This is a genomic window from Micromonospora sp. WMMD812 (genome assembly GCF_027497215.1).
Taxonomy (GTDB): domain Bacteria; phylum Actinomycetota; class Actinomycetes; order Mycobacteriales; family Micromonosporaceae; genus Micromonospora.
The window spans coordinates 606,076-626,197 of the sequence record NZ_CP114904.1 but is presented as its reverse complement, the minus strand read 5'-3'; the positions used below and the strand labels follow the sequence as shown (position 1 = coordinate 626,197).

The window sequence follows — 20,122 nt, the reverse complement described above, 5'->3', positions numbered from 1 at the left end:
ACGTCGTACCACCGCGGTTGTCCTCCCCGTCTGTCACACCCGTCCGGCAAGCTGGCCGCGACTGGTCAGGGCCGGTGCGGCACCGGCCCCGCGCTTCTGGAGGAAACCGTGGCGGTCACCGCCGATGATCTCGACGCGGCGATGTCCAGCGTCGTTGCCCGCCTGCGACCCGCGACCGGCCTGAACTGGCTCGCGCGCGCCGGCGGTCTGGAGTGGGACTGCTGGCACACCGCCGAGCACATCGGTGACTGCCTGATGTCGTTCGCGGGCCAACTCGTGGCCCAGCCGGAGAAGCGGTATGTGCGCTTCCTGGCGAGCGCCGACCGGGACGCTTCGCCGGACGAGGTGTTGGAGTTCGCCGAGGCGGGCGGCCGTATCCTGGCGGCGACGATCCGCACGTCCCGAGCAGATGTGCGGGCCTACCACCCGAGCGGCCAGGCGGATCCCGAGGGCTTCGCCGCCATGGGGTGTGTGGAGACGTTGCTGCACGGGGACGACATCGCCCAGGGCCTCGGCCTGGCCATCAATCCCCCGCGGGAGGTGTGCGCCCGGGTCCTCGCTCGGCTGTTTCCCGAGGCGGCGCAGGACCTGGCCGCCGTCGACCCGTGGGCGGCGCTGCGGTGGTCCACCGGTCGGATCGAGTTGCCGGGGCGTCCGCGACTGACGGAATGGCGCTGGCGGGGCACTCCGCCGGGCGAATGAGCCGGTGAGCCGTGCTGCCGTCGCGCGGGCGGCCGCCTCCCGGAGCGTCAGTCCGCCGGTCGGCCGTACTCGCGGTCGGTGAACAGGTCCACGTCGCGGGGTCCCAATCTCGCGACCCGGCGGGCGTGCAGGGCGAGCTGCCCACGCGCCTCGCCGAGGCGGCTGCTGGCGACCAGCATCTCGTCGCCGGCGTCGAACTCCTGCGTGCCGCTGGACTTCACGGCCGCGTCCATCACTCCGTTGAACGCGGTCATCAACCCGTTGGCCAAGGCGATGCCGTCCTGGTCACCGCTGGTCCAGATCTCCGACCACGCGGTCTCCACGGTGACCATGTCCCTGGCCAGCCAGTCGTGGAGCACCATCGGATCGAGCGGCTTGTGCCCGCCGAGCAGTTGGTTGCCCACCTCGCGCAGGCCCGAGCGCCAGTACCTGGTCTGCCGCAGCGCCTCGGCTTTGTGCGTGAGGCGCAGGGCACCGGAGAGCATCAGGATGTACGCCCGCTGAAGGTCCGCCCGCTCCCTCCGCCGCCGCCTCAACCGACTCTGCAGCAGGACCACGAACAGTGAGGCGAAGGCGGTGATCGCGGAGCCGAGCAGAGCGGCGAGGGTCGAATTCACGCCGACATGATGCCTGCCGGCCATCGACGCCGATTCGCGGGGCCGCCGGGGCCGCTCCCCCACCGGGTCGTCGGCTGTCGAGAGGCCCGGTCAGCGGCGCAGAGCCGTCTCCCGTTCCATGTGCGACAGCTTCTCGGGATTGCGCACGGCGTAGAGCCCGGTGATGAGGCCGTCGTCGATGCGCACGGCCACGACGGTGTCGATCTCGTCGCGCTGCCGCAGGATCAGCGCCGGATAGCCGTTGACCTGCGCCGGCTCCAGCGACATCACGGTGGCGACCCGGCCGAACCCGACGGCCAGCAGGCGGGCCACCTTGTCGGCCCCCACGACGGGCCGCAGGACGGCCTGTTTCACTCCGCCACCGTCACCCAGGAGGACGACATCCGGTGCGAGGATGTCGAGCAGGCTCTGCAGATCGCCCGTCTCGGCCGCCCGCTGGAACGCCTCGAGCGCGTCTCGGGTCTCGGCCGCGGAGACGGCCCCGCGCGGCCGACGCGCCGCGACGTGCGCCCGTGCCCGGTGCGCGATCTGGCGGACCGCGGCGGGGCTCTTCTCGACGGCTTCGGCGATCTCGTCGTACCCCACGTCGAACACCTCGCGCAGCACGAACACCGCCCGCTCGGTCGGCGCCAGCGTCTCCAGCACCAGCAGCATCGCCATCGAGACGCTGTCGGCCAACTCGACGTCCTCGGCCACGTCGGGCGTCGTCAGCAGCGGCTCGGGCAGCCAGGAGCCGACGTACGTCTCCTTGCGCCGGCCGAGGGTACGCAGCCGGATGAGTGCCTGGCGGGTGGTGATCCGGACCAGGTACGCGCGCTGCTCCCGGACCGTGCCGAGGTCGACGCCCGCCCACCGCAGCCAGGTCTCCTGCAGGACGTCCTCCGCGTCGGCGGCCGAGCCGAGCATCTCGTAAGCGACCGTGAACAGCAGGTTGCGGTGCGCGAGGAACACCTCGGTGGCGGGGTCCGGGCGGTCGTCGCGGCTGGTGCCCCTGCCTCGATCGTCGGACGCGGTCTGCGACGTGCCGGCCATGGGTGGCTCCTGTTCCTCTCGGCTGTGTCACCCATCAGATGCCGGGCTCCGCCGTTCTGTGACACCGGAACGGTAGCCAATCCCTGTCGTCCGGCGCCGAACCGCGTGATGACGAGGTGACGTCGTGGGCAGCGGCGCGGCGGGTGTCCCCGAGGCGATCTGCTGTGGCGCGCGCCACGTGACCGCGCTGTCACAGCGACCGAGTCGCCGGCATCTCGTGGTCGTCCAGCGCAAACGCCACGAGTGAGGACGAGGTCATGGACGCTCGATTCAACATGTTCGGCAACGACATCGCCGTCAGGTTCGCCAAGCGGTTCGCCAACGCCGGCCTGGTGATCCACCAGTCGCCGCTGCCGCCCTCCACGCAGGAGCTGGTGTCGCTGCGCGCCAGCCAGATCAACGGCTGCGGTTGGTGCATCGACATGCACACCAAGGAGGCCGCGGCCGCCGGCGAGACCTCGGTCCGGCTCAACCTGGTCGCCGCCTGGCGCGAGTCCACCGTGTTCACCGAGGCCGAGCGGGCCGCGCTGGCGCTCGCCGAGGAGGGCACCCGGCTCGCCGACGCCCACCAGGGCGTCTCCGACGAGACCTGGGCCCAGGTACGCGAGCACTACGACGACGATCAGGTCGCCGCCCTGGTCGCCCTGATCGCCCTGATCAACGCGGCCAACCGGCTCGCCGTGATCGTGCACCAGCGGGGCGGTTCCTACGAGCCCGGCATGTTCGCCGCGATGGTCAACTGACCAGCGGTCGAATCCGGCCCGGCCCAGGATGTCGACCTGGGCCGGGCCGGCGCTCGTTATCGGCCGACCGACCTTCCCCAGGATCGCCCGACGGTCGCCGACGATCTGGGCGAACAGCGGCCGGGCCTCCTTGACCGCCACGTCCATCCCGGTGAACTCTTTGGTACCGGGACCTACCCGCTGCCGCTACTGGTCGGTGTGCTGGGCGGCGCCCAGCTTCTCGCGGCGGTGCTGCTCGCGGCGACTCTCACCCGAAGGCGGCCGGCGACCTGACGCGGTGGACCGGAGCGCCACCTGGCCGTCCTAGCCGCGGTGGCTGCCCGCCTCGGCGTGGCGTTCGGGCCGATCGAGCGGCATCCTCGCCACGCCCTGAGGTCGACCGGTGCTCAACAGCGCGGTGAGATGCTCGGCGGGCGCCGGCATGCCAAGCAGGTAGCCCTGCGCGTACGGCACCTGGAGGTGCCGCAACCAGTCGAGCTGCTCACCGACTTCGATGCCCTCCGCCGTCACGTCGATCCCGACGCTGCGGCCGAGGTCGCCGAGCAGCTTGACGACGGCATGATCGTTGCGGCTCTCCAGCATGCCGGCGACGAACGAGCGGTCGATCTTGATGCCGGTGACCGGCAGGACCGACAGGTGGCGGAGCGTCGCCGAGCCGGCACCCATGTCGTCGAGCACGATGCCGACGCCGTGGTCGCGCAGTTCGCGCAGCTGTTGGACGGCCTCCTGCAGCTGCGCGAGGTCGGCCGACTCGGGCAGTTCCAACCGCAGGCGGTCTCGGGCGAGTCCGACGCGGCCCAACGCGCCGAGCACCTGACCGGCGAGATCGACCGCCCCGAGCGTGTCAGCGGTGAGGTTCACGTTGACATATCGCGGCGCGCGGTGGCCGAGGATGGCGTCCCAGGTGGCGAGGTCGGCGCAGGCGCGGTCGAGCACCCACCGGTCCAGCGTCGGCAGTTGCCGGGCTCGACGCACGTCCGCGAGGAACCGGTCGGGGGTGAGCAGCCCATGTTGTGGGTGCTGCCAGCGGACGAGCGCCTCGACCGACCAGACCCGTCCGTCGTTGACGCCGATGATCGGTTGGTAGAACAGGCGGAGTTCGCCGCGTTCCACGGCGGCGAGGATGCCGTCGCCGGCAGCCGGGCGCGGGGCGAGCTGCGCGTCGACGTGCAGAGCGATGCGGACCTTGTCGCCACCGGCCTGCTTCGCCCGGTACATCGCCAGGTCAGCCTCTCGGAGCAGCGTGTCCGGGTCGACTCCGGCGGCGCCGACCGCGACGCCGACGCTGGCCACGCTGTGCGCGCCCGGAGGCAGTGCCGGGTCGGGCCTCGCGATCGCCTGGCGAAACCGCTCACCGAGCGCGACCGCCGACAGGTTCGGCGGGAAACCGCCGGCGATGCGGGTCAGCACCGCGAACTCGTCACCACCGAGCCGCGCGACGACCTCGTGGTCGTAGGCCGCGGCCGCCAGGCGGTGTGCGGCGGAGACGATGAGCCGATCACCCAGGTTGTGCCCCAGCGTGTCGTTGACCTCCTTCATCCGGTCCAGGTCGATGAACACCACGGCGACGCCCGCGGAGTCGGTGGCGCGGCAGGCAGCGCCCAGCCTGTTCCGGAACCGCGCCCGATTCGCCAGTCCGCTGAGCGGGTCACGGACGGCCTGGTAGGCCATGAGATCAGCGAGAGCCTCGTAGAGTCGTGCCGCCGACACCCGCGCGAGCTGTCCGCCGGATTGACGGACCAGAACATCGTCGTACCGGCGCACCCGCCCGCGACGGCCGAGCTGCTCGCACACGTCGACGACGGGAGCGAGCTCGTCGACGATCATCGGTTCCGGGTCTGCCGTGTGCCCGACCGGCGTCTTCTCCCACAGCGCCCGGCCGTAGCCGAACGGGCCGGACATGAGCTGCGCGAACCGGTCCCGGCCGATCAGACCGACGCCGCCGTCGAGGTAGCGGACGGCGACGCACGCCAGTGCGGGGTCGGCACGGAAACGTAGGTCCAGCTCGGCGCAGCGCACGTCGGCGTCGACGACAGCGACCGGCCGTGCGAGCGGCCCGACGACGTCGGGCGGCCTCGCGGCCGCGGCCACTGTCACGCTGTCCATCATCGACGATCCGCCGGACCGCACAAGGCGTAATCTCGCCGTTGGCCGGCCGGTCAGCTCTCGTTCAGGCACCGCGTCCACCAGCGGTCAGCCCGGGCGCTCGCCGGAGAGCGCGACGTCGGCCCAGATCGCGGCGTGGTCCGAGCCGGCGTGCACCGCCCGGGTCATCGTGTCGTAGATCGGCCACAGCGTGCCCCGCCGGCCACCCCACACCCCGGTACGGAAGATCCCGCCGCCGGTGACCCGCGCGTAGAGGGACGGCGAGAGGAGCACATAGTCGATCTTGTTGCGAGCGGTGCAGTAGCCGTAGGTGCCGGGCCGGCCGGCATCGTCGAAGGTCGGGTGGTCCGAGATGTCCCGCAAGTCGGTCTCCGCCAGCAGGGGCGCGAGCGGCTCGCTCGCCGGCGTGTCGTTGAGGTCGCCGACCACCACCACCTCGGCCAGCCCGTCGGCGGCCAGTCCCCGGTAGATGTCGGCGACCCGCTGTGCCTGCCGTCGGCGGATCGCGTCGGAGGCGACCTTGCCGCCGTACCCCTTGCTCTTGAGGTGGTTGACCAGCAGCACCAGCCGACCACCGCCGGGTGTGCCGAAATGGAACTCCGGACAGTCCCGGCTGAAGATCCGGCCGACCGCGTCGGTGTCGTCGACGTGGCTGCGCTGACCGAGGAGCGGAAAGTCGCCGGTGGCCAGTACGCCGACGTTGATCCCGCGTTCGTCGTTGCCGTCGATGACCATCACCTGCGGGTAGCGGGGCCGGTCGGCCGCCGTGAGGCTCGCCTCGGCGAACCGCTTCAGCGCCAGCCGGTTCTCCGCCTCGACCACGCCGAGCAGGTCGGCCCCGACGTCGTTGATCACCCGCGCGGTGTTGAGCATGCCCCGCTCGTCCACCCGGTCCGTGGTCAACTCCACCCAGCCGATCCAGTCCGCCCGCCCCCCGGCCACCACCTCGACCACGCCGGTCGACCGGGCGCGCTTCAGCAACCGCCCCCGGTTCTGGCGCAGCCGAGCGAACCGGGCAATGTCTCCCCGGAGCAGCCCGAGCCGGCGCAGCAGGCGGAGCACCTCGGCCTTGACGGCCGGGGTGTATTCCGGCTCCTCCAGCAGCACGCAGATCCGCTCGTACGCCTCCAGCAACGGCCGACCGGCGGACCAGGTCCGCTGGTCCAGCGCCCGGGCGCGATTGAACAAGTTCTCCACGTTGTAGCAGGCGATCCGCATCCGGTCCCCTCCCCGACCCCGTGCCCAACCCAGCCTCGCCGACGGCCGCAAGGCCGGCGCCGGGGTGAGTCGTGTGACCGCTTGCCGAAACGCCCGCGGGGCGACGCCGCACTTCCTAGCCTGGGAGCCGGGGGCGGGTCGCCGAGCGCCTCAGCATGGGCACCATGTCGCTGCCACGGACAGGTGAGGGGACGACAGCATGGCCGAGGTACGGATCGCCACCGGCGAACTGCCGGCGTACCTGGCGGTGCCGGCCGGGGACGGGCCGTGGCCCGGGGTGGTGGTGCTGCACGACATCCTCGGCATGACGGACGGGCTGCGGATGGAGGCGGACTGGCTCGCCGAGGCGGGCTACCTGGCGGTGGCGCCGGACCTGTTCGGGTGGGCCGACCGCGGGGTCTGTGTCCGGGCGGCGGTGCGCTCGCTGCTGACCCGCCGGGGACGGGTGTTCGGTGACATCGAGACGGTCCGCCGCTGGCTGGTCCGGCAGGAGCGGTGCACCGGCGTCGTCGGGGTGATCGGCTTCTGCCTCGGTGGTGGATTCGCCCTGCTGCTGGCGCCGGGTGGCGGGTTCGCGGCGTCGAGCGTCAACTACGGACAGGTGCCCCGCGACGCGGAGCGGCTGCTCGCCGGGGCCTGCCCGGTGGTCGGCAGCTTCGGCGGGCGGGACTACCCGTTGCAGGCCGCGCCGGGCCGGTTGCGCCGCGGGCTGGCCGCCAACGGCATCGCGCACGACGTGCGGGTCTATCCCGGCGCCGGGCACGGCTTCCTCAGCGACCACATCGAGGCGAACCGGCCGGTGGTCAACAAGGTGATGATGCGGGTGCTCGGCGGCGGCTACCACCGGACGTCGGCCGAGGATGCCCGCCGGCGGATCATCGAGTTCTTCGACCGGCATCTGCGTGCCGGTCAGCCCGCCGTGGAACGATCGCCGCGACCAGCCCGTACCGGGTGACCGGCGCCGACGCGGATCGTTCGAGAACGGTCACGGTTTGTGCTGGATCGGTGACGTCCCGGCCAGCCCCGATGACCGGGCAGGGAAATCCTCGATGAACTTCCCGTCATCTAGATCATGGGGTGACCACTCCACGTAGTCGCCCGCCTACGTTTGACTCATGGCACGCGGTCAGACCGTCGGCACGCGACGCAACTACTCTCTCCGGACGCTCAAGGTGCTCTTCGCCCTGTCGGGCGGATGCTGCGCGTTCCCGGGGTGTCGCATGCTGCTCGTCGACCGGCGGCACGACGTGAACGATCCCGTGAACCTGACCAACATCGCCCACATCCGGGGCGCCGCCGACGACGGGCCCCGCGCCGACCCGACCCTCAGCGTGACGGCGCGCAACGCGTACCCGAATCTCATGCTGCTCTGCCCGACCCACCACAAGCTCGTCGACGACCACCCGGACCGCTACCCGGTGGAGGTCCTGGTCGCCTACAAGGCGCGATTGGAGAAGTGGGTCCACGACCGGCTCACCGCCGCGATGGTCCGGGTCACCAGCGCCGAACTCGACGTGGTGTGCCGGCACCTGGTGCAGGGCCGTCCGATGCCGTCGTCCGCGCTGCGTGCCGTGCCGGCGGAGGAGAAGCTGCGCCGCAACGACCTCGGCGACCCGTCCCGCCTGCGACTGACCATCGGCATGGCGCAGAGCCCGCTCGTCGCCGATTACCTCCAGCGGATGGCCGCCCACGTCGACCACCGCTTCCCGGGCAACCTCCGGCGCGCCTTCGTCAGCGAGTACGAGCGCCTCTGGGACGAGGGGCTGCGGGGTGACAGTCTGTTCGTGGCACTGAGCGAGTTCGCCGGCGGCGAGGCGGGAGACCTGCCACGCCAGGCGGCCGGGCTCGCCGTCCTCGCCCACCTGTTCGGCCTGTGCGACGTGTTCGAGGAGGCGGCATGATCCTTCCCGACAAGTACGTCGGTCTCGAGCACTCGTTGCTCGCCCAGGCCGCCACCCTGATCCGGGTACGCGGTTCCGCCACGACGGTCTCCGACCTGTGGGCGGCCGCGCAGGCCGACATGACGTACGAGCGGTTCGTGCTGGCCCTGGATCTGCTCTTCACGGTCGGCGTGGTGGACAGCGGTGGCGGCGGCGTGCTGCGGTGGTCACGATGAGGATCCGCCGGATCTCCGCCAATCTCCCGGGCTTCCGCGAGGTACGCCTCAACCCCGGCTTCAACCTGGTGGTCGCCGACCGGGTCGTCGAAGGCACGCCGGGCACTCCCCGGCGAGGGCTGGGCAAGACCAGCCTCGTCGAGATCGTGAACTACTGCCTGGGCGCGAGCCTGGGCGTCGGGCAGAACCTGATGCACGTCAAGGCGCTGGACGACGCCTGGGCGTTCACCCTCGACCTGGAGCTCGACGGCCAGCAGGTGCAGGTGACGCGGGGCCTCCGCCGTCCGAATGAGATCCGGGTCCAGGGCGAGCTGGGCGACGAGCCGCCCGGTGTGCCGGACCCGGACGGCTCCCGGCTGCTGCGGCTCAGCGAGTGGCGGGCCTACCTCGGGGTCCACTGCTACGGCCTCAACGCCGACCGGCCGACCAAGTACGCTCCCGGCTTCCGATCGCTCTTCGCGTACTCGGCCCGAACCGGACCCGGCGCGTTCACCGATCCGTTCCGCATCGCTGCCGAGCAGAAGGCGTGGCAGGTGCAGCTCAACAACGCCTTCCTGCTCGGGCTGAACTGGCGAACCGTGGCGAGCTGGCAGCAGCTCAAGAACGACGAGTCCGCCCTGCGGATGCTCGCCGACCGCTCCGAGCAGTCCGTCGAGCGGATGGAGGGCGGGCTCGGCGAACTGGAGTCGGAACGGATCCGGGTCGCGGCGGACCTCGCCGAGCTGCGCCGCTCGATCGCCGACTTCCGGGTCCTCCCGCAGTACCGCGAGGCGCAGCAGCGCCTCGACGTCGTCACGAGCGAGATCAAGGAGCTGATCTCCGAGATCACCCTGACCGAGAACCTGCTCGCCCTGTACGCCGAACGCGTCTCCGCCCAGCCCGAGGTCGATGTCGCCGACGTCGTCGCGCTCTACGCCGAGGTGGGAGTGGCCCTACCCGACACCACCCGGCGGTCGCTGGACGAGGTGCTGGAGTTCCATCGGACCATCACCCGCAACCGGCGCGACTACCTCCAGGTGGAGATGACCCGCCTGCGCACCACGAACGCCGCGGCGCAGACCCAGCTCCGGCACTTGGAGGAGGAGCAGCAGCAGGCCCTACGCCTGCTCACGTCGGGCGGCGCCCTCGACGACCTCGCCGAACTGCAGGCGCGGTTCGGACAGTTGAGCAGCCGGCTGGAGACCCTGGACCGGCGGGCGGAGGACATCCGCCGGCTCCGCACCGACCTCGAGAAACTGCGCACCCAGCGGCAGATCCTGCGGCACCAGACCTTCGTCGACCACTACGAACGCCGAGAACAGTGGACCGGCGCCGTCGCGACGTTCGCGCGCATCACCCAGGCGCTCTTCGGTGAACCGGGTGACCTGGTGATCGACGTCACCGACGCCGGGTACGCGTTTCGGACCAGGAGCCGGCCGGAGGCCGGCCCCGGCACCGACCGGCTGCACGTGTTCGCGTACGACCTCACGCTCGCCACGATCTGGGCGGATCGGCCGAACACTCCGGGGCTGCTCATCCACGACAGCGCGGTCTTCGAGCGCGCGGAGGACCGGCAGGTGGCGCGGGCGCTGTCCGTGGCCGCCGGGCAGAGCACCACCCGGAACTTCCAGTACGTCGCCATGATCAACTCTGACGTCCTGCCGGAGGAGGAGCTGAGCGCGCTCGGCGTGGATCTGGACAGCCGTATCGTGCTGCGACTCACCGACGCCGACCCCAGCGGCGCCCTGTTCGGCCAGTCGTTCTGAACGTGACAGCCCCGGCCGCCCGGCACCCGCCGTCGGCCGCGTCGCCGGCTGGTCGCGGTCGTGGCGAATCGTCGGATCACGTAGGTTGTCGCGTCGTGAGCACTCCTGCATCGCGCGAGCCCCACCCGGCGATCCCGGAAAAGGTTGCCGGGTGAACCGGCCCAACCCGGACGAGGCGACCCGGCTCCTGGACCGGTGGACCGGCGGCGTGGAGCCCCGACTGCTCGGTCAAGGGATGGAGGGGCTCGTCTACGAGGTCGACCACGACCTGGTCGCCAAGGTCTGGTTCAGCGGGTCGGAGACGTCCCTGGTGCGGACCACGACGTTCTACGACGCCCTGGCCGGCAAACCCTTCGACTTCGCCGTCCCCCGGATCCTCGACATTCACCTGCGGGAGGGCCGGTGCGTCACGATCGAGCGGCGCCTGGCCGGCACCACCATGACCGACCAGCTGGCGGCGGGTCACCGCACCCTCGACGAGGCGCGTCGCACCGTCGTCGACGTGCTGTCCGACCTGGCGGGGAGCGGGCCGCTGCCCGAGGCGCGAGCCCTCTCGGTCCTGGACGACGACGTTGCGCTGTACGACGCGGCCGACGACTTCCCGGCCGCGCTCGCCGCGTTGGCCGCCCGGCGCGTCGCCCGCTTCAGGCGCGTGCTCGACCCGGCCGTGGAGAACCTCGACAAGAAGGTCGACGCGCTACGCGGCCGCCTCCGCGAGATCGACAGCGGCCGCCGCTCCGTCATCCACGGCGACCTGATTCCCGCGAACATCCTCGTGGACGGCGCCGGCAGACCGGCCGCGGTCCTCGACTGGGGGTTCCTCACGACCGAGGGCGACCCGGTGTTCGACGCCGCCGTGGCAGCGTCGATCTTCGACATGTACGGGAGGTCCGCCCTGGAGACCGAGCTCGGACTCCACGCGCAGATCGAGGAGCGCCTGGGCTACGAGCGCGATGCGCTCCTCGTGTACCGCGCGGCGTACTCGGTGATCACCGCGAACGCGTACGACGCCGATGGCGAGGACGGTCACTTCGCCTGGTGCGTCGCCGCGCTGAACCGGCCGGACGTCGTACGGGCGCTGCTGGGCTGAGTCGAGCAGGCGGCCGGGCCGCGACCGACCGATCGGCGAGTCATTCCTTGTCGCGGACCGGTGGGATCCCCGCTCCGGCCGACAGCAGTCTCTCCGCCAGCTCACGACAGCGCGTCACGAGCTCCGGAGGATCGAGCACCTCGAAGTCGTGCCCGAGCAGGAGCACGTGCATGAGCACGAAGTCGAGGGTGCCGCCGCCACTGAGCACCTCGCAGCGCTCACTCCCCCGCGGCTGCACGACGGCCGCCGACGCCGGAATCTGTGCGCGTACCGTGTCGGCCGACGCGTGCACGAGGAAGCGCGCCTGGTGCGGGTAGGCCCGGCTGGCCACACCCTGCTGCACGTACGTCGCCGCGTCGGGCGCCGTCCGCGGGCGGAAGCGCCAGGTCCGGGCGGACACGTCCGTCATCCGGTCGACGCGGAAGCTGCGCCAGTCGTCGCGGTCGAGGTCGTAGGCGAGGAGGTACCAGCGGCGGTCGGAGGCGACCAGGCGGTAGGGCTCGACCCGTCGCCGTCGTACCTCCCTCCCCGACGGGTAGTCGAAGCCGGTCTCGACCTCGTCGCGGCAGGCTCTGGCCAGCGTCGTGAGCACCTCGGGGTCGACCGGTGCGCGCCCTCCGCCGAAGGACTCCACCGAGCCGGCGAGCGCGCGCACATCGTGCCGCAGCCGGGTGGGCAGCACCCGGTCGAGCTTGGTCAGCGCCCGGAGTGCGGCGTCGCCGGCGCCGGCGACCGCGCCCCCGGCGCCGGCGAGCAGCGAGACCGCGGTGGCGATCGCCTCCTCGTCGTCGAGGAGCAGCGGCGGCAGCCGTTGTCCCGGGCCGAGCTGGTAGCCGCCGCCGACACCGTGGCTGGCGTGAACCGGATAGCCGAGCGTGCGCAGCCGCTCGACGTCGCGCCGAATCGTGCGCGCAGTGACCCCGAGCCGGTCGGCGAGCTCGGGGCCGGTCCAGACGTGGCGCTGCTGCAGCAGCCCGAGCAGGGTGAGCACCCGCTCCGTCGTGTCCCGGTCGGCACCGCGCGGCACGGCCATGTCACCACCCTGCCAGAGATAGCGGACCGACGCTGTCCGCTAGGGGTGTCAGGGTAGGCGGCATGGATGCGGACGAACTCGACTGGAACCGGACGCTGCGCGAGCAGTGGGAGTTCCACTGGAACCATCAGCTCCGGGCCCGACTCGACGGTCTCACCGACGACGAGTACTTCTGGTCGCCGGTGCCGGACGCCTGGAGCGTGCGGCCACGCGGCAGCTCGACGGCGCCCGTGCAGGCCGGCGCCGGGGACTTCACCATCGACTACGCCTTCCCCGCGCCCGATCCGGCGGCCTTCACCACGATCGCGTGGCGACTCGGTCACGTCGTCGTCGGCGTGCTCGCCGCGCGCAACGCGGCGCACTTCGGCGCGCCGGCGGCGTCGTACGAGACCTGGGAGTACGCCGGCGGCGCGGCCACCGCGCTCGACCAGCTCGCGACCCAACTCGACGTCTGGCTGGCCGGCGTCCGCGGCCTCGGCGAGGCCGGGTTGCGGGTCCCGGTCGGCGCGAAGGAGCCCTACCCCGACGCGCCCATGGCCGATCTGGTGCTGCACATCCACCGCGAGCTGATCCACCATCTGTCCGAGGTCTGCCTGCTGCGCGATCTCTACCTGCACACGAAACCCGCGACGAACGGAGCAACGCGATGAGCCGCCACATCCAGGTCACCTTCGACGCCCACGACCCGCGGGCGCTGTCGACCTTCTGGCGTGACGTGCTGGGCTACGTCCACCCCGGGCCGCCCGGAGTCGACCTGCCCGAGGGCACCGACCCGCTGGCGGCGTGGGACGACTACCTCGCGCGGATCGGCGTACCGGAGGAGCAGCGCAACACGAGGTCGGCCATCGAGGACCCGGACGGGCACGGCCCCCGGCTGTTCTTCCAGCAGGTGCCGGAGGACAAGGTCGCCAAGAACCGCGTCCACCTCGACGTCCGTGCGGCTCCCGGACTGCAGGGCGAGGAGCGGATGGCGGCGCTGGAGGCCGAGTGCGATCGGCTCGTCGCGCGGGGGGCGACGCGGGTACGTCGCCACGAGCCCGCTCCCCCGATGAGCACCGGATGGATCGTGATGACCGACCCCGAGGGCAACGAGTTCTGCCTCGACTGACCCTTCGCCCGGACAACTCGCTCGGCGCCGGGGTCGATCCGGCCCCGGCCCGGGAGGAGGGCACCGATCCGCCGTCCCGCGCGGCCGATTACCGTGCAGGCGTGGTCCGGACCGAGCTGTTGAGCACACCACCGGACCTCACGCGCGCCGTGGTGCCCGTTCCGCGCGGCGACCGGAGCGAGTCGTGAACGACGACGCGCTCGCCGCCTCGCTGACGGCGCACCTGAGCCGGCTCACGTTCGTGGACCGGTCGACCCGCGACGTCACCACGCTCCTCGTCGAGGCGGTCGCCGCGTGGGGGGAGGCCCACGGCTTCCGGGTGTACCGACGCGCCGCGAGCGTCGTCCCGCTACCCGCCCCGTACCAGGATCGGCACTCGGTGGTGGATGTCGCCTTCGCCCGTCCCGCCGGCCGTCCGATCGTCGTCGAGGTGGACCACACCGACCGCCGGCGCACCGTCGAGAAGCTGCTCGCCGAGGCGGACGCGGGCCGGGTCGCGCTCTGGGTCCGCTGGGGTCCGGGGCCGTTCGCCGCACCGCCCGCGCCGATCCACCTCGTCACCTGCGAGGTCGCCGTGCGCAACCACCGGCACTCGCGGTTGCCGGCCCGCGCCGCGCCGCAGCACTCCGCGCCCGCCGGCGCGACCGCCGAGCCGGTCGAGCTGCCGCTGGACACGGACTGACCGTCAGCTCCGGCTCGTCGTAGGGCAGTTCCTCCGGGGCCATCAGGCGCTCGGGCAGGGCGCCTCGCCCAGGGACCGGCCGCAAGTGGCGAGGCTGCACCAGCGACGCATGCCCGCCTCGTCGAGGAACAGCCACCCACACCGTTCGTCGGGGCAGACCCGGATGGTCACCCGCCGCGGATCGGCCAGGAGCTCGGCGGCGCTCCATGCGGCTGCATGGAGAGGCAGCCGAAGGCCGGCGCTGATGCTTGGCCACCACCGTCCGCCGCCGTTGGTGTCCCGTCGAAACACCAGCGTCTTGGCGGCGGCCTCGGCGTACCGTGCCACGTCGTCGAACGCCTGTCGGTCGTCCGGGTTGCTGGTCAGACAGGCATACATGCGGGCGCGTAGGGCGCGGGCCTCGTTGAGCACTTCGGTGGCGGTGTCCGGGTCGCGCCGGGCGAGTGCCGTCAGGCGACTCACGGCCGCGTCGTCGACCAGTCCGACATGGCCCGTCCACACGGCCAGCGTGCGGTACTCGCGGAGCCACTCCGAGCCGGGCAACGGCGGTTCGTGTCCCCAACCGGCGAAGGTGTTGCAGAACTCCAGCGCCGGGTGCCCGCCGACGCTCCACGGCAGGCTCTCGTCGCGGACCCGCACCTCGTAGATCGGCCGGCCCGGTCGGTCGAGCCCCTGGTCGTCGCGGAGGATTCGCCGGTGCGCCTCACGCAGGCGCACACCCGGCTCGATCCCGAAATCGTCCACCAGTGTCTGCCGAGTGCTCCGGTAGAGCTGCAGCGCGTCAGCCTGCCGCCCGCCCCGGTACAGCCCGGTCATCAGGGTGGCGACGAGCCGTTCCCGGGTCGGATGCTGGGTGACCAGCGGCGTCAGCTCGGTGATCACCCGGGGGTGCCGGCCGAGCGCGAGCTGCGCCTCGGCCCGTAGTTCGAGGCCGGTGAGCCGGAGCTCCTCGAGCGGACCCTCCAGCCGTTCACGCAGCTCCCAATCGGCGGTGTCAGCGAGCAATGGGCCGCGCCAGAGGGCAAGCGCCTGGTCGAGCAGCCGCACCCGCTGCGCAGGGTCCGTGGCAGCGCTCGCCTGGTAAGCGAGCTGGCTGAACTCGTCGACGTCGACGTGGTGATCGTCCTGCTCCATCAGGTAACCGTCGCCGCCGGTGCGGATTCGTGCCCCGTAGGGCGCCAGCCCCGCGCGGAGCCGTCCGATGTAGGTGTGCACCGCGCCACGCGCCGACGCGGGCGGGCGGCCGTTCCAGAGCAGGTCGATGAGGCGATCGATGCTGACCAGGTGGCCCACGTCGAGCAGAAGGACCGCCAGTATGCACCGCTCCTGCCGCCGGCTGCTCAGGTCAACGAGCTGACCCCGGTGGCGGGCTTCGAACGGACCGAGCAGTCGAAACTCCATGTCAGCTGTTCCTCCTCCGCGCCCACGATAGGTCGCCGGAACTGGTGAGGCATTGGTGAGCCCGGTGGTCGACGACGTCGCGGCAGCTGCCGCCGAGCGGGCTTCGTGCCGTCACGCGGTGAGGACGTGGTCAACGGAGTTGGTGATGCTCGTCAGGTCCGACCGCCGACGAAGCGGAGTCAGCAATGAACTGGAAAAGCAAGATCGGATCGATCCTGACCGCGACCGTGGTCGTCGCAAGCGTCTCCATCGCCAACCCCGCCCTCGCCAATGGCGACAGGCACGGCGGCTGGGTGCCCGCGCCGCAGGAGGCGTTCGAGCAGCCGGCCGGAGCGCGGTGCGACTTTCCCGTCCGCGTTCAGCCCGTCGTGGACGAGGTCCGCAAGCTCGTGCTGGCGGAATACCCGAACGGCTCACCCCGGCGCGAGCTGTACACGGGCGCACTCATCGACGAGGTGACGAACCTTGCGACCGGGGCCGTCACCAGAGTCGACGCGAGCGGGACCTCGCTGGTGGAGTACGCCCCTGATGGCGCGATGACCTGGTACGTGACCGGGCCGGTGCTGCTCGGCTTCCGGGAGAACGCCGGCTCACTGCCACGCGGTATCTGGATCGTCGACGGCGTCTTCGTCGTGGAGTTCGATCCCACGCTCGTCCACAAGACCATCACGATGGTCCACGGCACGACGCACAACGTCTGCGCCGACGTCGACTAGCGCAGAGTCGTCCCGTTTGCACGACCACACCACATAGCGCGGCCTCACGGGCGCCGACTTCGTCGCGTGGGACTCCGTGGGGGAATATCCGTCGACCCACCGGACGTTCGAGGCTAGCGTGATGGCCATGTTCGGCACCGTCGGCGCTGTGCGGCCCGCAGGTATCCACCTGCCGGGCCCCGCCGACGTGTGCGCGTGGCTGGCTGATACCCGAGGCTGACCCTCCTCCCGCTCCGGCAGAACCACGGAGGAGGGTGGCCCGGTGCTCCGGCGCCGCCCTCGCGGGCGCGCCGTGACGTGCGGTTCTGGCGCGGTATCTCGCGGGGTTGCACCCGCCCGCGTTCGTCGACCGCCATTTTTTTCTCCACTGTGGAGTCTTATTATGGCCAAGAGCCAGTTCGTGCGCGCGAAGCCGCACCTCAACATCGGCACGATGGGTCACGTCGACCACGGCAAGACGACCCTGACCGCCGCCATCACGAAGGTCCTCGCCGACCGCGACCCCTCCGTCAACCGGTTCGTGTCCTTCGACGGCATCGACCGGGCGCCGGAGGAGGTGGCGCGCGGCATCACCATCAACATCGCGCATGTCGAGTACGAGACCGCGACCCGGCACTATGCCCACGTGGACATGCCCGGCCACGCCGACTTCGTGAAGAACATGATCACGGGGGCGGCACAGGTCGACGGTGCGATCCTCGTCGTCTCCGCGCTCGACGGGGCGATGCCGCAGACCCGCGAGCACGTGTTGCTCGCTCGGCGGGTCGGCGTGCCCTACCTGGTGGTGGCGATGAACAAGGCCGACGCGGTGGAGGACCCGGAGCTGCTCGACCTGGTCGAGCTCGAGGTCCGCGAGCTGGTGTCCGAGTACGGGTTCCCCGGCGACGAGGTGCCTGTCGTTCGGGTGTCGGCGCTGCGGGCCCTCGAGGGCGACCCGCGCTGGGTGTCCTCCGTCGTGGAGCTGCTCGACGCCGTCGACCGGTACGTCCCGGTGCCGGCCCGCGAGCTCGGCGAGCCGTTCCTGATGCCGATCGAGAACGTGTTGACGATCTCCGGGCGGGGGACGGTGGTGACCGGCGCGATCGAGCGGGGCGTCCTGCGGGTCGGCGACCCGGTGGAGGTGGTCGGTCTCGGCCCGACGCTGTCGACGGTGGCGACGGGGTTGGAGACCTTCGGCAAGTCGTTGGCGACCGCCGAGGCCGGGGACAACGCCGCCGTACTGCTGCGGGGGGTCAAGCGCGACCAGGTACAGCGGGGTCAGGTGGTGGCGCTGCCGGGCAGCGTGACGCCGCACCGGCGGTTCCGGGCCAGGCTCTACGCGCTGACCACCGCCGAAGGCGGGCGCCATACGCCGTTCTTCGCCAACTACCGGCCGCAGTTCTACTTCCGCACGACCGACGTGGTCGGGTCGGTCGACCTGGGCGAGGTGACGATGGTCCTGCCCGGCGACACCGTCGACCTGTCGGTGGAGCTGGGCAAGCCGATCGCGATGGACGTCGGGCTCGGCTTCGCGGTCCGCGAGGGCGGCCGCACGGTGGCCGCCGGCACGGTGACCGAACTGCTCGACTGAGGTACGGGGAGGGGCCCCTTGCCCCAAACAAGTGGCCCCTCCCCGTACGACGGCCCTTCCGCGCCCGCGCGGCCGTCGTCAGCACCGTCCACGGGCGCAGGGCTCCGACGAGATCGACGGCGACTTCGTCCGCTTTGGGCTACGGTGACCTGGAAACGTCCACCCCCTGGCGGCTTCGGCCGGCGCGCCGACGGCACCGCCGCTTCCACAGGTCCGGCTGGAGGTCGGCATGGCAGGCACCAAGAGGGAGGGCCTGAGCCTCACCCTGCCCGGCATCGTCCTGGGGGTCGGGCTGGGCGGGTTCGTCGACGGGATCCTGCTGCACCAGATCCTGCAGTGGCATCACATGCTGACCAGCACCGACAGCGACCATATCGGCGTCAGGTACTACCCGGCCGACACCGTGCACGGCTTGAAGGTCAACACCGTGTGGGACGGCATCTTCCACGCCGTCACCTGGCTCGCGGTTCTGACCGGACTCTGGTTGCTGTACTCCCGAGTCACCCGTTCTCGCGGCCGGGTCTGGGCCTCACGCGCGCTCTGGGGTTGGATGCTTGTCGGCTGGGGCCTGTTCAACCTCGTCGAGGGAATTGTGGATCACCACATCCTCGGCATCCACCATGTGCGCACCGGCCCGGGCCAGACCGCCTGGGACATCGGCTTCCTGATCCTCGGCGCACTGCTCGTGCTCGGTGGATGGCTGTTGCAGCGTGGCAGCCGGTCTCTCGACCTGTGCGCCACCGACTCCGGGGTCCCCACCCGAGCATGATCATCGCGCACGGCACCGACGGCACCCACGTCGGCGCGCCAGTCCTGCCCCTCGTCGTCCTGGCGGTCGCCGCCTGCGCCTACCTGCTGCTCGCGCTGGGGCAGCAGCGCCACCGGCGGCGGTGGAGCCACCGACGGACCCTCAGCTTTCTCACCGGGACCGCACTGCTCTGCGCGGCCCTCGTCCCGCAAGCCGCGCCGTTTCCCGCGGGTGACCTGCGCGGGCACATGCTCCAACATCTCATCATCGGGATGGTCGCCCCGATGGCGCTCATGCTCGGCGCGCCTATCACGCTTCTCCTGCGGTCGCTGGCACCGCGCCAGGGCCGGGCCATCGGCCGGGTCCTGCGCAGCCGGCCCGCGCACCTGGTCGCCCATCCGGTAACCGCCCTGGCGCTCAACATCGGCGGCCTCGCCGCGCTGTACCTCACCCCCCTGTACACCGCCACGGTCAGCAACCCGCTGTTGCACGACCTCGTACATCTGCACTTCCTGGCGGCCGGCTACCTCTTCGCCTGGGTCATCGCCGGCCGCGACCCCGCCCCCCGGCGGCCATCCGTCGGCGCCCGCATCCTCGTCCTCGGCATGGCCATCGCCGCTCACGCGGCGCTCGCCCAACTCATGTACGCCGGACTGTTGGTACAGATCCCCGCGCCCGCCGACGAACTGCGGGGCGCCGCCACCCTGATGTACTACGGCGGCGACATGGCCGAACTCCTGCTCGCTCTGGCGCTGCTCACCGACTGGAGGCCCCAGCGCCGAGCCCGCCATGGGCACACGCCGGCGGCAGGCGCTGCGGGAGGTGCTGCCGGCGCCGCTGCGGCCGGCGATCAGCGTCCACCCGCCGCGACGCCACGCTGACTGCGGAAACGCCCGCGCATGGCCTAACGTCAGGCTGGTTCGACGACCAGAGGACGACGAGGAGCCCATCCATGATCGTGCTGGCCGATATCCGCAGCTACGCGATGGCGCTGCCGGACGTCGTGGAGCAGCCACACTTCCGGCTGCCCGGCTTCCGCGTCGCGGACCGACTCCTCGCCCATCTCGAGAAGGGCGACGCGCACGCCATCGTGTGTGTCGGGCAGGCGGAGGCCACGGCGGCGGCCACGGATCAGCCGGACATCTACGAGGAGGTGTGGCGGCAGGGCCGGATCTTCGTCGGCCTCCGTGTCGACCTGGCCAGGGTCAGCAAGGAGCGCATGCAGGAGCTGATCGAGCACGCCTGGCGCAACCGGGCGCCCAAGCGCCTCGTCGCCGAGTACGACGGCCGCTGATACCCCCCGACGAGGCGTCCGCCCTCAGGTGGCGACGCCGGCGTCCCTCGTCGACTCCCCACTGCTCACCGGCGGGCGCGTCGCCTGCGACGCAGATCGGCGCGGCACCGCCCTTTGCAAGCGCGATGGTGCGACAGGTCAAGATTGAATGAGATCGAGATGTGTCAAGTTGGCGACACATCGCCGGGGCCATCGTCGCTG

General features: G+C 71.5%; 21 protein-coding genes. 15 read left to right on the top strand and 6 right to left on the bottom strand.

The features are described 5' to 3' along the window. Positions 1–108 precede the first annotated feature (108 nt). The gene (locus tag O7603_RS02785; RefSeq protein WP_281574100.1) at positions 109–702 is read left to right on the top strand and encodes a hypothetical protein; all 594 of its coding nucleotides are present in this window, start codon (positions 109–111) and stop codon (positions 700–702) included. 47 nt (positions 703–749) lie between these two features. Here the strand turns inward: O7603_RS02785 and O7603_RS02780 are convergent, their stop codons facing one another. Then, positions 750–1,319 carry a hypothetical protein gene (locus tag O7603_RS02780; RefSeq protein WP_281574099.1) on the bottom strand — a complete coding sequence of 190 codons (570 nt, stop codon included), beginning with the start codon at positions 1,317–1,319 and terminating at the stop codon, positions 750–752. Positions 1,320–1,409: 90 nt separating this feature from the next. Continuing rightward, positions 1,410–2,351 (bottom strand): RNA polymerase sigma-70 factor, encoded by a 942-nt coding sequence (locus O7603_RS02775; protein ID WP_281574098.1) that lies wholly within the window; start codon positions 2,349–2,351, stop codon positions 1,410–1,412. Positions 2,352–2,608: 257 nt separating this feature from the next. Here O7603_RS02775 and O7603_RS02770 point away from each other — a divergent pair, with 257 nt between their 5' ends. Further along, positions 2,609–3,094: a carboxymuconolactone decarboxylase family protein gene (locus O7603_RS02770; RefSeq protein ID WP_281574097.1), complete on the top strand. Its 486-nt coding sequence runs from the start codon at positions 2,609–2,611 to the stop codon at positions 3,092–3,094. A gap of 303 nt (positions 3,095–3,397) precedes the next feature. Here the strand turns inward: O7603_RS02770 and O7603_RS02765 are convergent, their stop codons facing one another. Both O7603_RS02765 and O7603_RS02760 read right to left on the bottom strand, forming a co-directional pair. Further along, a complete protein-coding gene (locus O7603_RS02765; protein ID WP_281574096.1) occupies positions 3,398–5,272 on the bottom strand; it encodes an EAL domain-containing protein in 1,875 nt (624 codons plus the stop codon). Between the two features lie 15 nt (positions 5,273–5,287). After that, positions 5,288–6,418, bottom strand: a complete 1,131-nt coding sequence (locus tag O7603_RS02760; protein WP_281574095.1) for an endonuclease/exonuclease/phosphatase family protein — start codon at positions 6,416–6,418, stop codon at positions 5,288–5,290. 199 nt (positions 6,419–6,617) lie between these two features. Between O7603_RS02760 and O7603_RS02755 the strand changes: the two genes are divergently transcribed. The 5 genes from O7603_RS02755 to O7603_RS02735 all read left to right on the top strand — a co-directional run bounded on the left by O7603_RS02755 (position 6,618) and on the right by O7603_RS02735 (position 11,369). After that, entirely contained in the window at positions 6,618–7,373 is a 756-nt protein-coding gene (locus O7603_RS02755) for a dienelactone hydrolase family protein (protein WP_281574094.1), read from the top strand. Between the two features lie 160 nt (positions 7,374–7,533). Continuing rightward, positions 7,534–8,319, top strand: a complete 786-nt coding sequence (locus O7603_RS02750) for an ABC-three component system protein (RefSeq protein ID WP_281574093.1) — start codon at positions 7,534–7,536, stop codon at positions 8,317–8,319. Then, positions 8,316–8,534: an ABC-three component system middle component 6 gene (locus tag O7603_RS02745; protein ID WP_281574092.1), complete on the top strand. Its 219-nt coding sequence runs from the start codon at positions 8,316–8,318 to the stop codon at positions 8,532–8,534. Before O7603_RS02750 ends, O7603_RS02745 begins: the two co-directional genes overlap by 4 nt. After that, the gene (locus tag O7603_RS02740) at positions 8,531–10,279 is read left to right on the top strand and encodes a DUF2326 domain-containing protein (protein ID WP_281574091.1); all 1,749 of its coding nucleotides are present in this window, start codon (positions 8,531–8,533) and stop codon (positions 10,277–10,279) included. The genes O7603_RS02745 and O7603_RS02740 overlap by 4 nt, the downstream gene beginning before the upstream one ends. Positions 10,280–10,430: 151 nt before the next feature. Beyond that, positions 10,431–11,369: an aminoglycoside phosphotransferase family protein gene (locus O7603_RS02735; protein WP_281574090.1), complete on the top strand. Its 939-nt coding sequence runs from the start codon at positions 10,431–10,433 to the stop codon at positions 11,367–11,369. Positions 11,370–11,409: 40 nt separating this feature from the next. Here O7603_RS02735 and O7603_RS02730 read toward each other — a convergent pair whose 3' ends face one another. After that, positions 11,410–12,402, bottom strand: coding sequence for a YafY family protein (locus tag O7603_RS02730; protein ID WP_281574089.1), 993 nt, complete (start codon positions 12,400–12,402; stop codon positions 11,410–11,412). Positions 12,403–12,464: 62 nt separating this feature from the next. On the opposite strand from O7603_RS02730, the gene O7603_RS02725 reads away from it, so the two are divergent. The 3 genes from O7603_RS02725 to O7603_RS02715 all read left to right on the top strand — a co-directional run bounded on the left by O7603_RS02725 (position 12,465) and on the right by O7603_RS02715 (position 14,192). Continuing rightward, complete coding sequence (locus O7603_RS02725) at positions 12,465–13,052, top strand: DinB family protein (RefSeq protein ID WP_281574088.1); 588 nt, start codon at positions 12,465–12,467, stop codon at positions 13,050–13,052. Then, a complete protein-coding gene (locus O7603_RS02720; RefSeq protein WP_281574087.1) occupies positions 13,049–13,510 on the top strand; it encodes a VOC family protein in 462 nt (153 codons plus the stop codon). The genes O7603_RS02725 and O7603_RS02720 overlap by 4 nt, the downstream gene beginning before the upstream one ends. 184 nt (positions 13,511–13,694) lie before the next feature. After that, the gene (locus O7603_RS02715; RefSeq protein WP_281574086.1) at positions 13,695–14,192 is read left to right on the top strand and encodes a hypothetical protein; all 498 of its coding nucleotides are present in this window, start codon (positions 13,695–13,697) and stop codon (positions 14,190–14,192) included. 42 nt (positions 14,193–14,234) lie between these two features. On the opposite strand, the gene O7603_RS02710 is transcribed toward O7603_RS02715, so the two are convergent. Beyond that, the gene (locus tag O7603_RS02710) at positions 14,235–15,593 is read right to left on the bottom strand and encodes a BTAD domain-containing putative transcriptional regulator (protein WP_281574085.1); all 1,359 of its coding nucleotides are present in this window, start codon (positions 15,591–15,593) and stop codon (positions 14,235–14,237) included. A 185-nt stretch (positions 15,594–15,778) separates the two neighbouring features. On the opposite strand from O7603_RS02710, the gene O7603_RS02705 reads away from it, so the two are divergent. From O7603_RS02705 to O7603_RS02685, 5 genes are all read left to right on the top strand, one after another. After that, a complete protein-coding gene (locus tag O7603_RS02705; RefSeq protein WP_281574084.1) occupies positions 15,779–16,309 on the top strand; it encodes a hypothetical protein in 531 nt (176 codons plus the stop codon). A gap of 382 nt (positions 16,310–16,691) precedes the next feature. Next, a complete protein-coding gene (tuf, locus tag O7603_RS02700) occupies positions 16,692–17,879 on the top strand; it encodes an elongation factor Tu (RefSeq protein ID WP_281574083.1) in 1,188 nt (395 codons plus the stop codon). A 229-nt stretch (positions 17,880–18,108) separates the two neighbouring features. Further along, the gene (locus O7603_RS02695) at positions 18,109–18,648 is read left to right on the top strand and encodes a DUF2243 domain-containing protein (protein ID WP_281574082.1); all 540 of its coding nucleotides are present in this window, start codon (positions 18,109–18,111) and stop codon (positions 18,646–18,648) included. After that, on the top strand, positions 18,645–19,508 hold the full coding sequence (locus O7603_RS02690) for a cytochrome c oxidase assembly protein (protein ID WP_281574081.1): 864 nt from the start codon (positions 18,645–18,647) through the stop codon (positions 19,506–19,508). The genes O7603_RS02695 and O7603_RS02690 overlap by 4 nt, the downstream gene beginning before the upstream one ends. Positions 19,509–19,579: 71 nt before the next feature. Further along, positions 19,580–19,921, top strand: a complete 342-nt coding sequence (locus O7603_RS02685; protein WP_281574080.1) for an MmcQ/YjbR family DNA-binding protein — start codon at positions 19,580–19,582, stop codon at positions 19,919–19,921. The last annotated feature ends 201 nt before the right edge of the window (positions 19,922–20,122 follow it).

Bases quoted from the DNA above. Each gene is read 5' to 3' on its own strand.
- O7603_RS02775 (WP_281574098.1), bottom strand. From the start codon at position 2,351: ATGGCCGGCACGTCGCAGACCGCGTCCGACGATCGAGGCAGGGGCACC.
- O7603_RS02770 (WP_281574097.1), top strand. From the start codon at position 2,609: ATGGACGCTCGATTCAACATGTTCGGCAACGACATCGCCGTCAGGTTC.
- O7603_RS02760 (WP_281574095.1), bottom strand. From the start codon at position 6,418: ATGCGGATCGCCTGCTACAACGTGGAGAACTTGTTCAATCGCGCCCGG.
- O7603_RS02755 (WP_281574094.1), top strand. From the start codon at position 6,618: ATGGCCGAGGTACGGATCGCCACCGGCGAACTGCCGGCGTACCTGGCG.
- O7603_RS02750 (WP_281574093.1), top strand. From the start codon at position 7,534: ATGGCACGCGGTCAGACCGTCGGCACGCGACGCAACTACTCTCTCCGG.
- O7603_RS02745 (WP_281574092.1), top strand. From the start codon at position 8,316: ATGATCCTTCCCGACAAGTACGTCGGTCTCGAGCACTCGTTGCTCGCC.
- O7603_RS02740 (WP_281574091.1), top strand. From the start codon at position 8,531: ATGAGGATCCGCCGGATCTCCGCCAATCTCCCGGGCTTCCGCGAGGTA.
- O7603_RS02730 (WP_281574089.1), bottom strand. From the start codon at position 12,402: ATGGCCGTGCCGCGCGGTGCCGACCGGGACACGACGGAGCGGGTGCTC.
- O7603_RS02725 (WP_281574088.1), top strand. From the start codon at position 12,465: ATGGATGCGGACGAACTCGACTGGAACCGGACGCTGCGCGAGCAGTGG.
- O7603_RS02720 (WP_281574087.1), top strand. From the start codon at position 13,049: ATGAGCCGCCACATCCAGGTCACCTTCGACGCCCACGACCCGCGGGCG.
- O7603_RS02710 (WP_281574085.1), bottom strand. From the start codon at position 15,593: ATGGAGTTTCGACTGCTCGGTCCGTTCGAAGCCCGCCACCGGGGTCAG.
- O7603_RS02705 (WP_281574084.1), top strand. From the start codon at position 15,779: ATGAACTGGAAAAGCAAGATCGGATCGATCCTGACCGCGACCGTGGTC.
- tuf (WP_281574083.1), top strand. From the start codon at position 16,692: ATGGCCAAGAGCCAGTTCGTGCGCGCGAAGCCGCACCTCAACATCGGC.
- O7603_RS02695 (WP_281574082.1), top strand. From the start codon at position 18,109: ATGGCAGGCACCAAGAGGGAGGGCCTGAGCCTCACCCTGCCCGGCATC.
- O7603_RS02690 (WP_281574081.1), top strand. From the start codon at position 18,645: ATGATCATCGCGCACGGCACCGACGGCACCCACGTCGGCGCGCCAGTC.
- O7603_RS02685 (WP_281574080.1), top strand. From the start codon at position 19,580: ATGATCGTGCTGGCCGATATCCGCAGCTACGCGATGGCGCTGCCGGAC.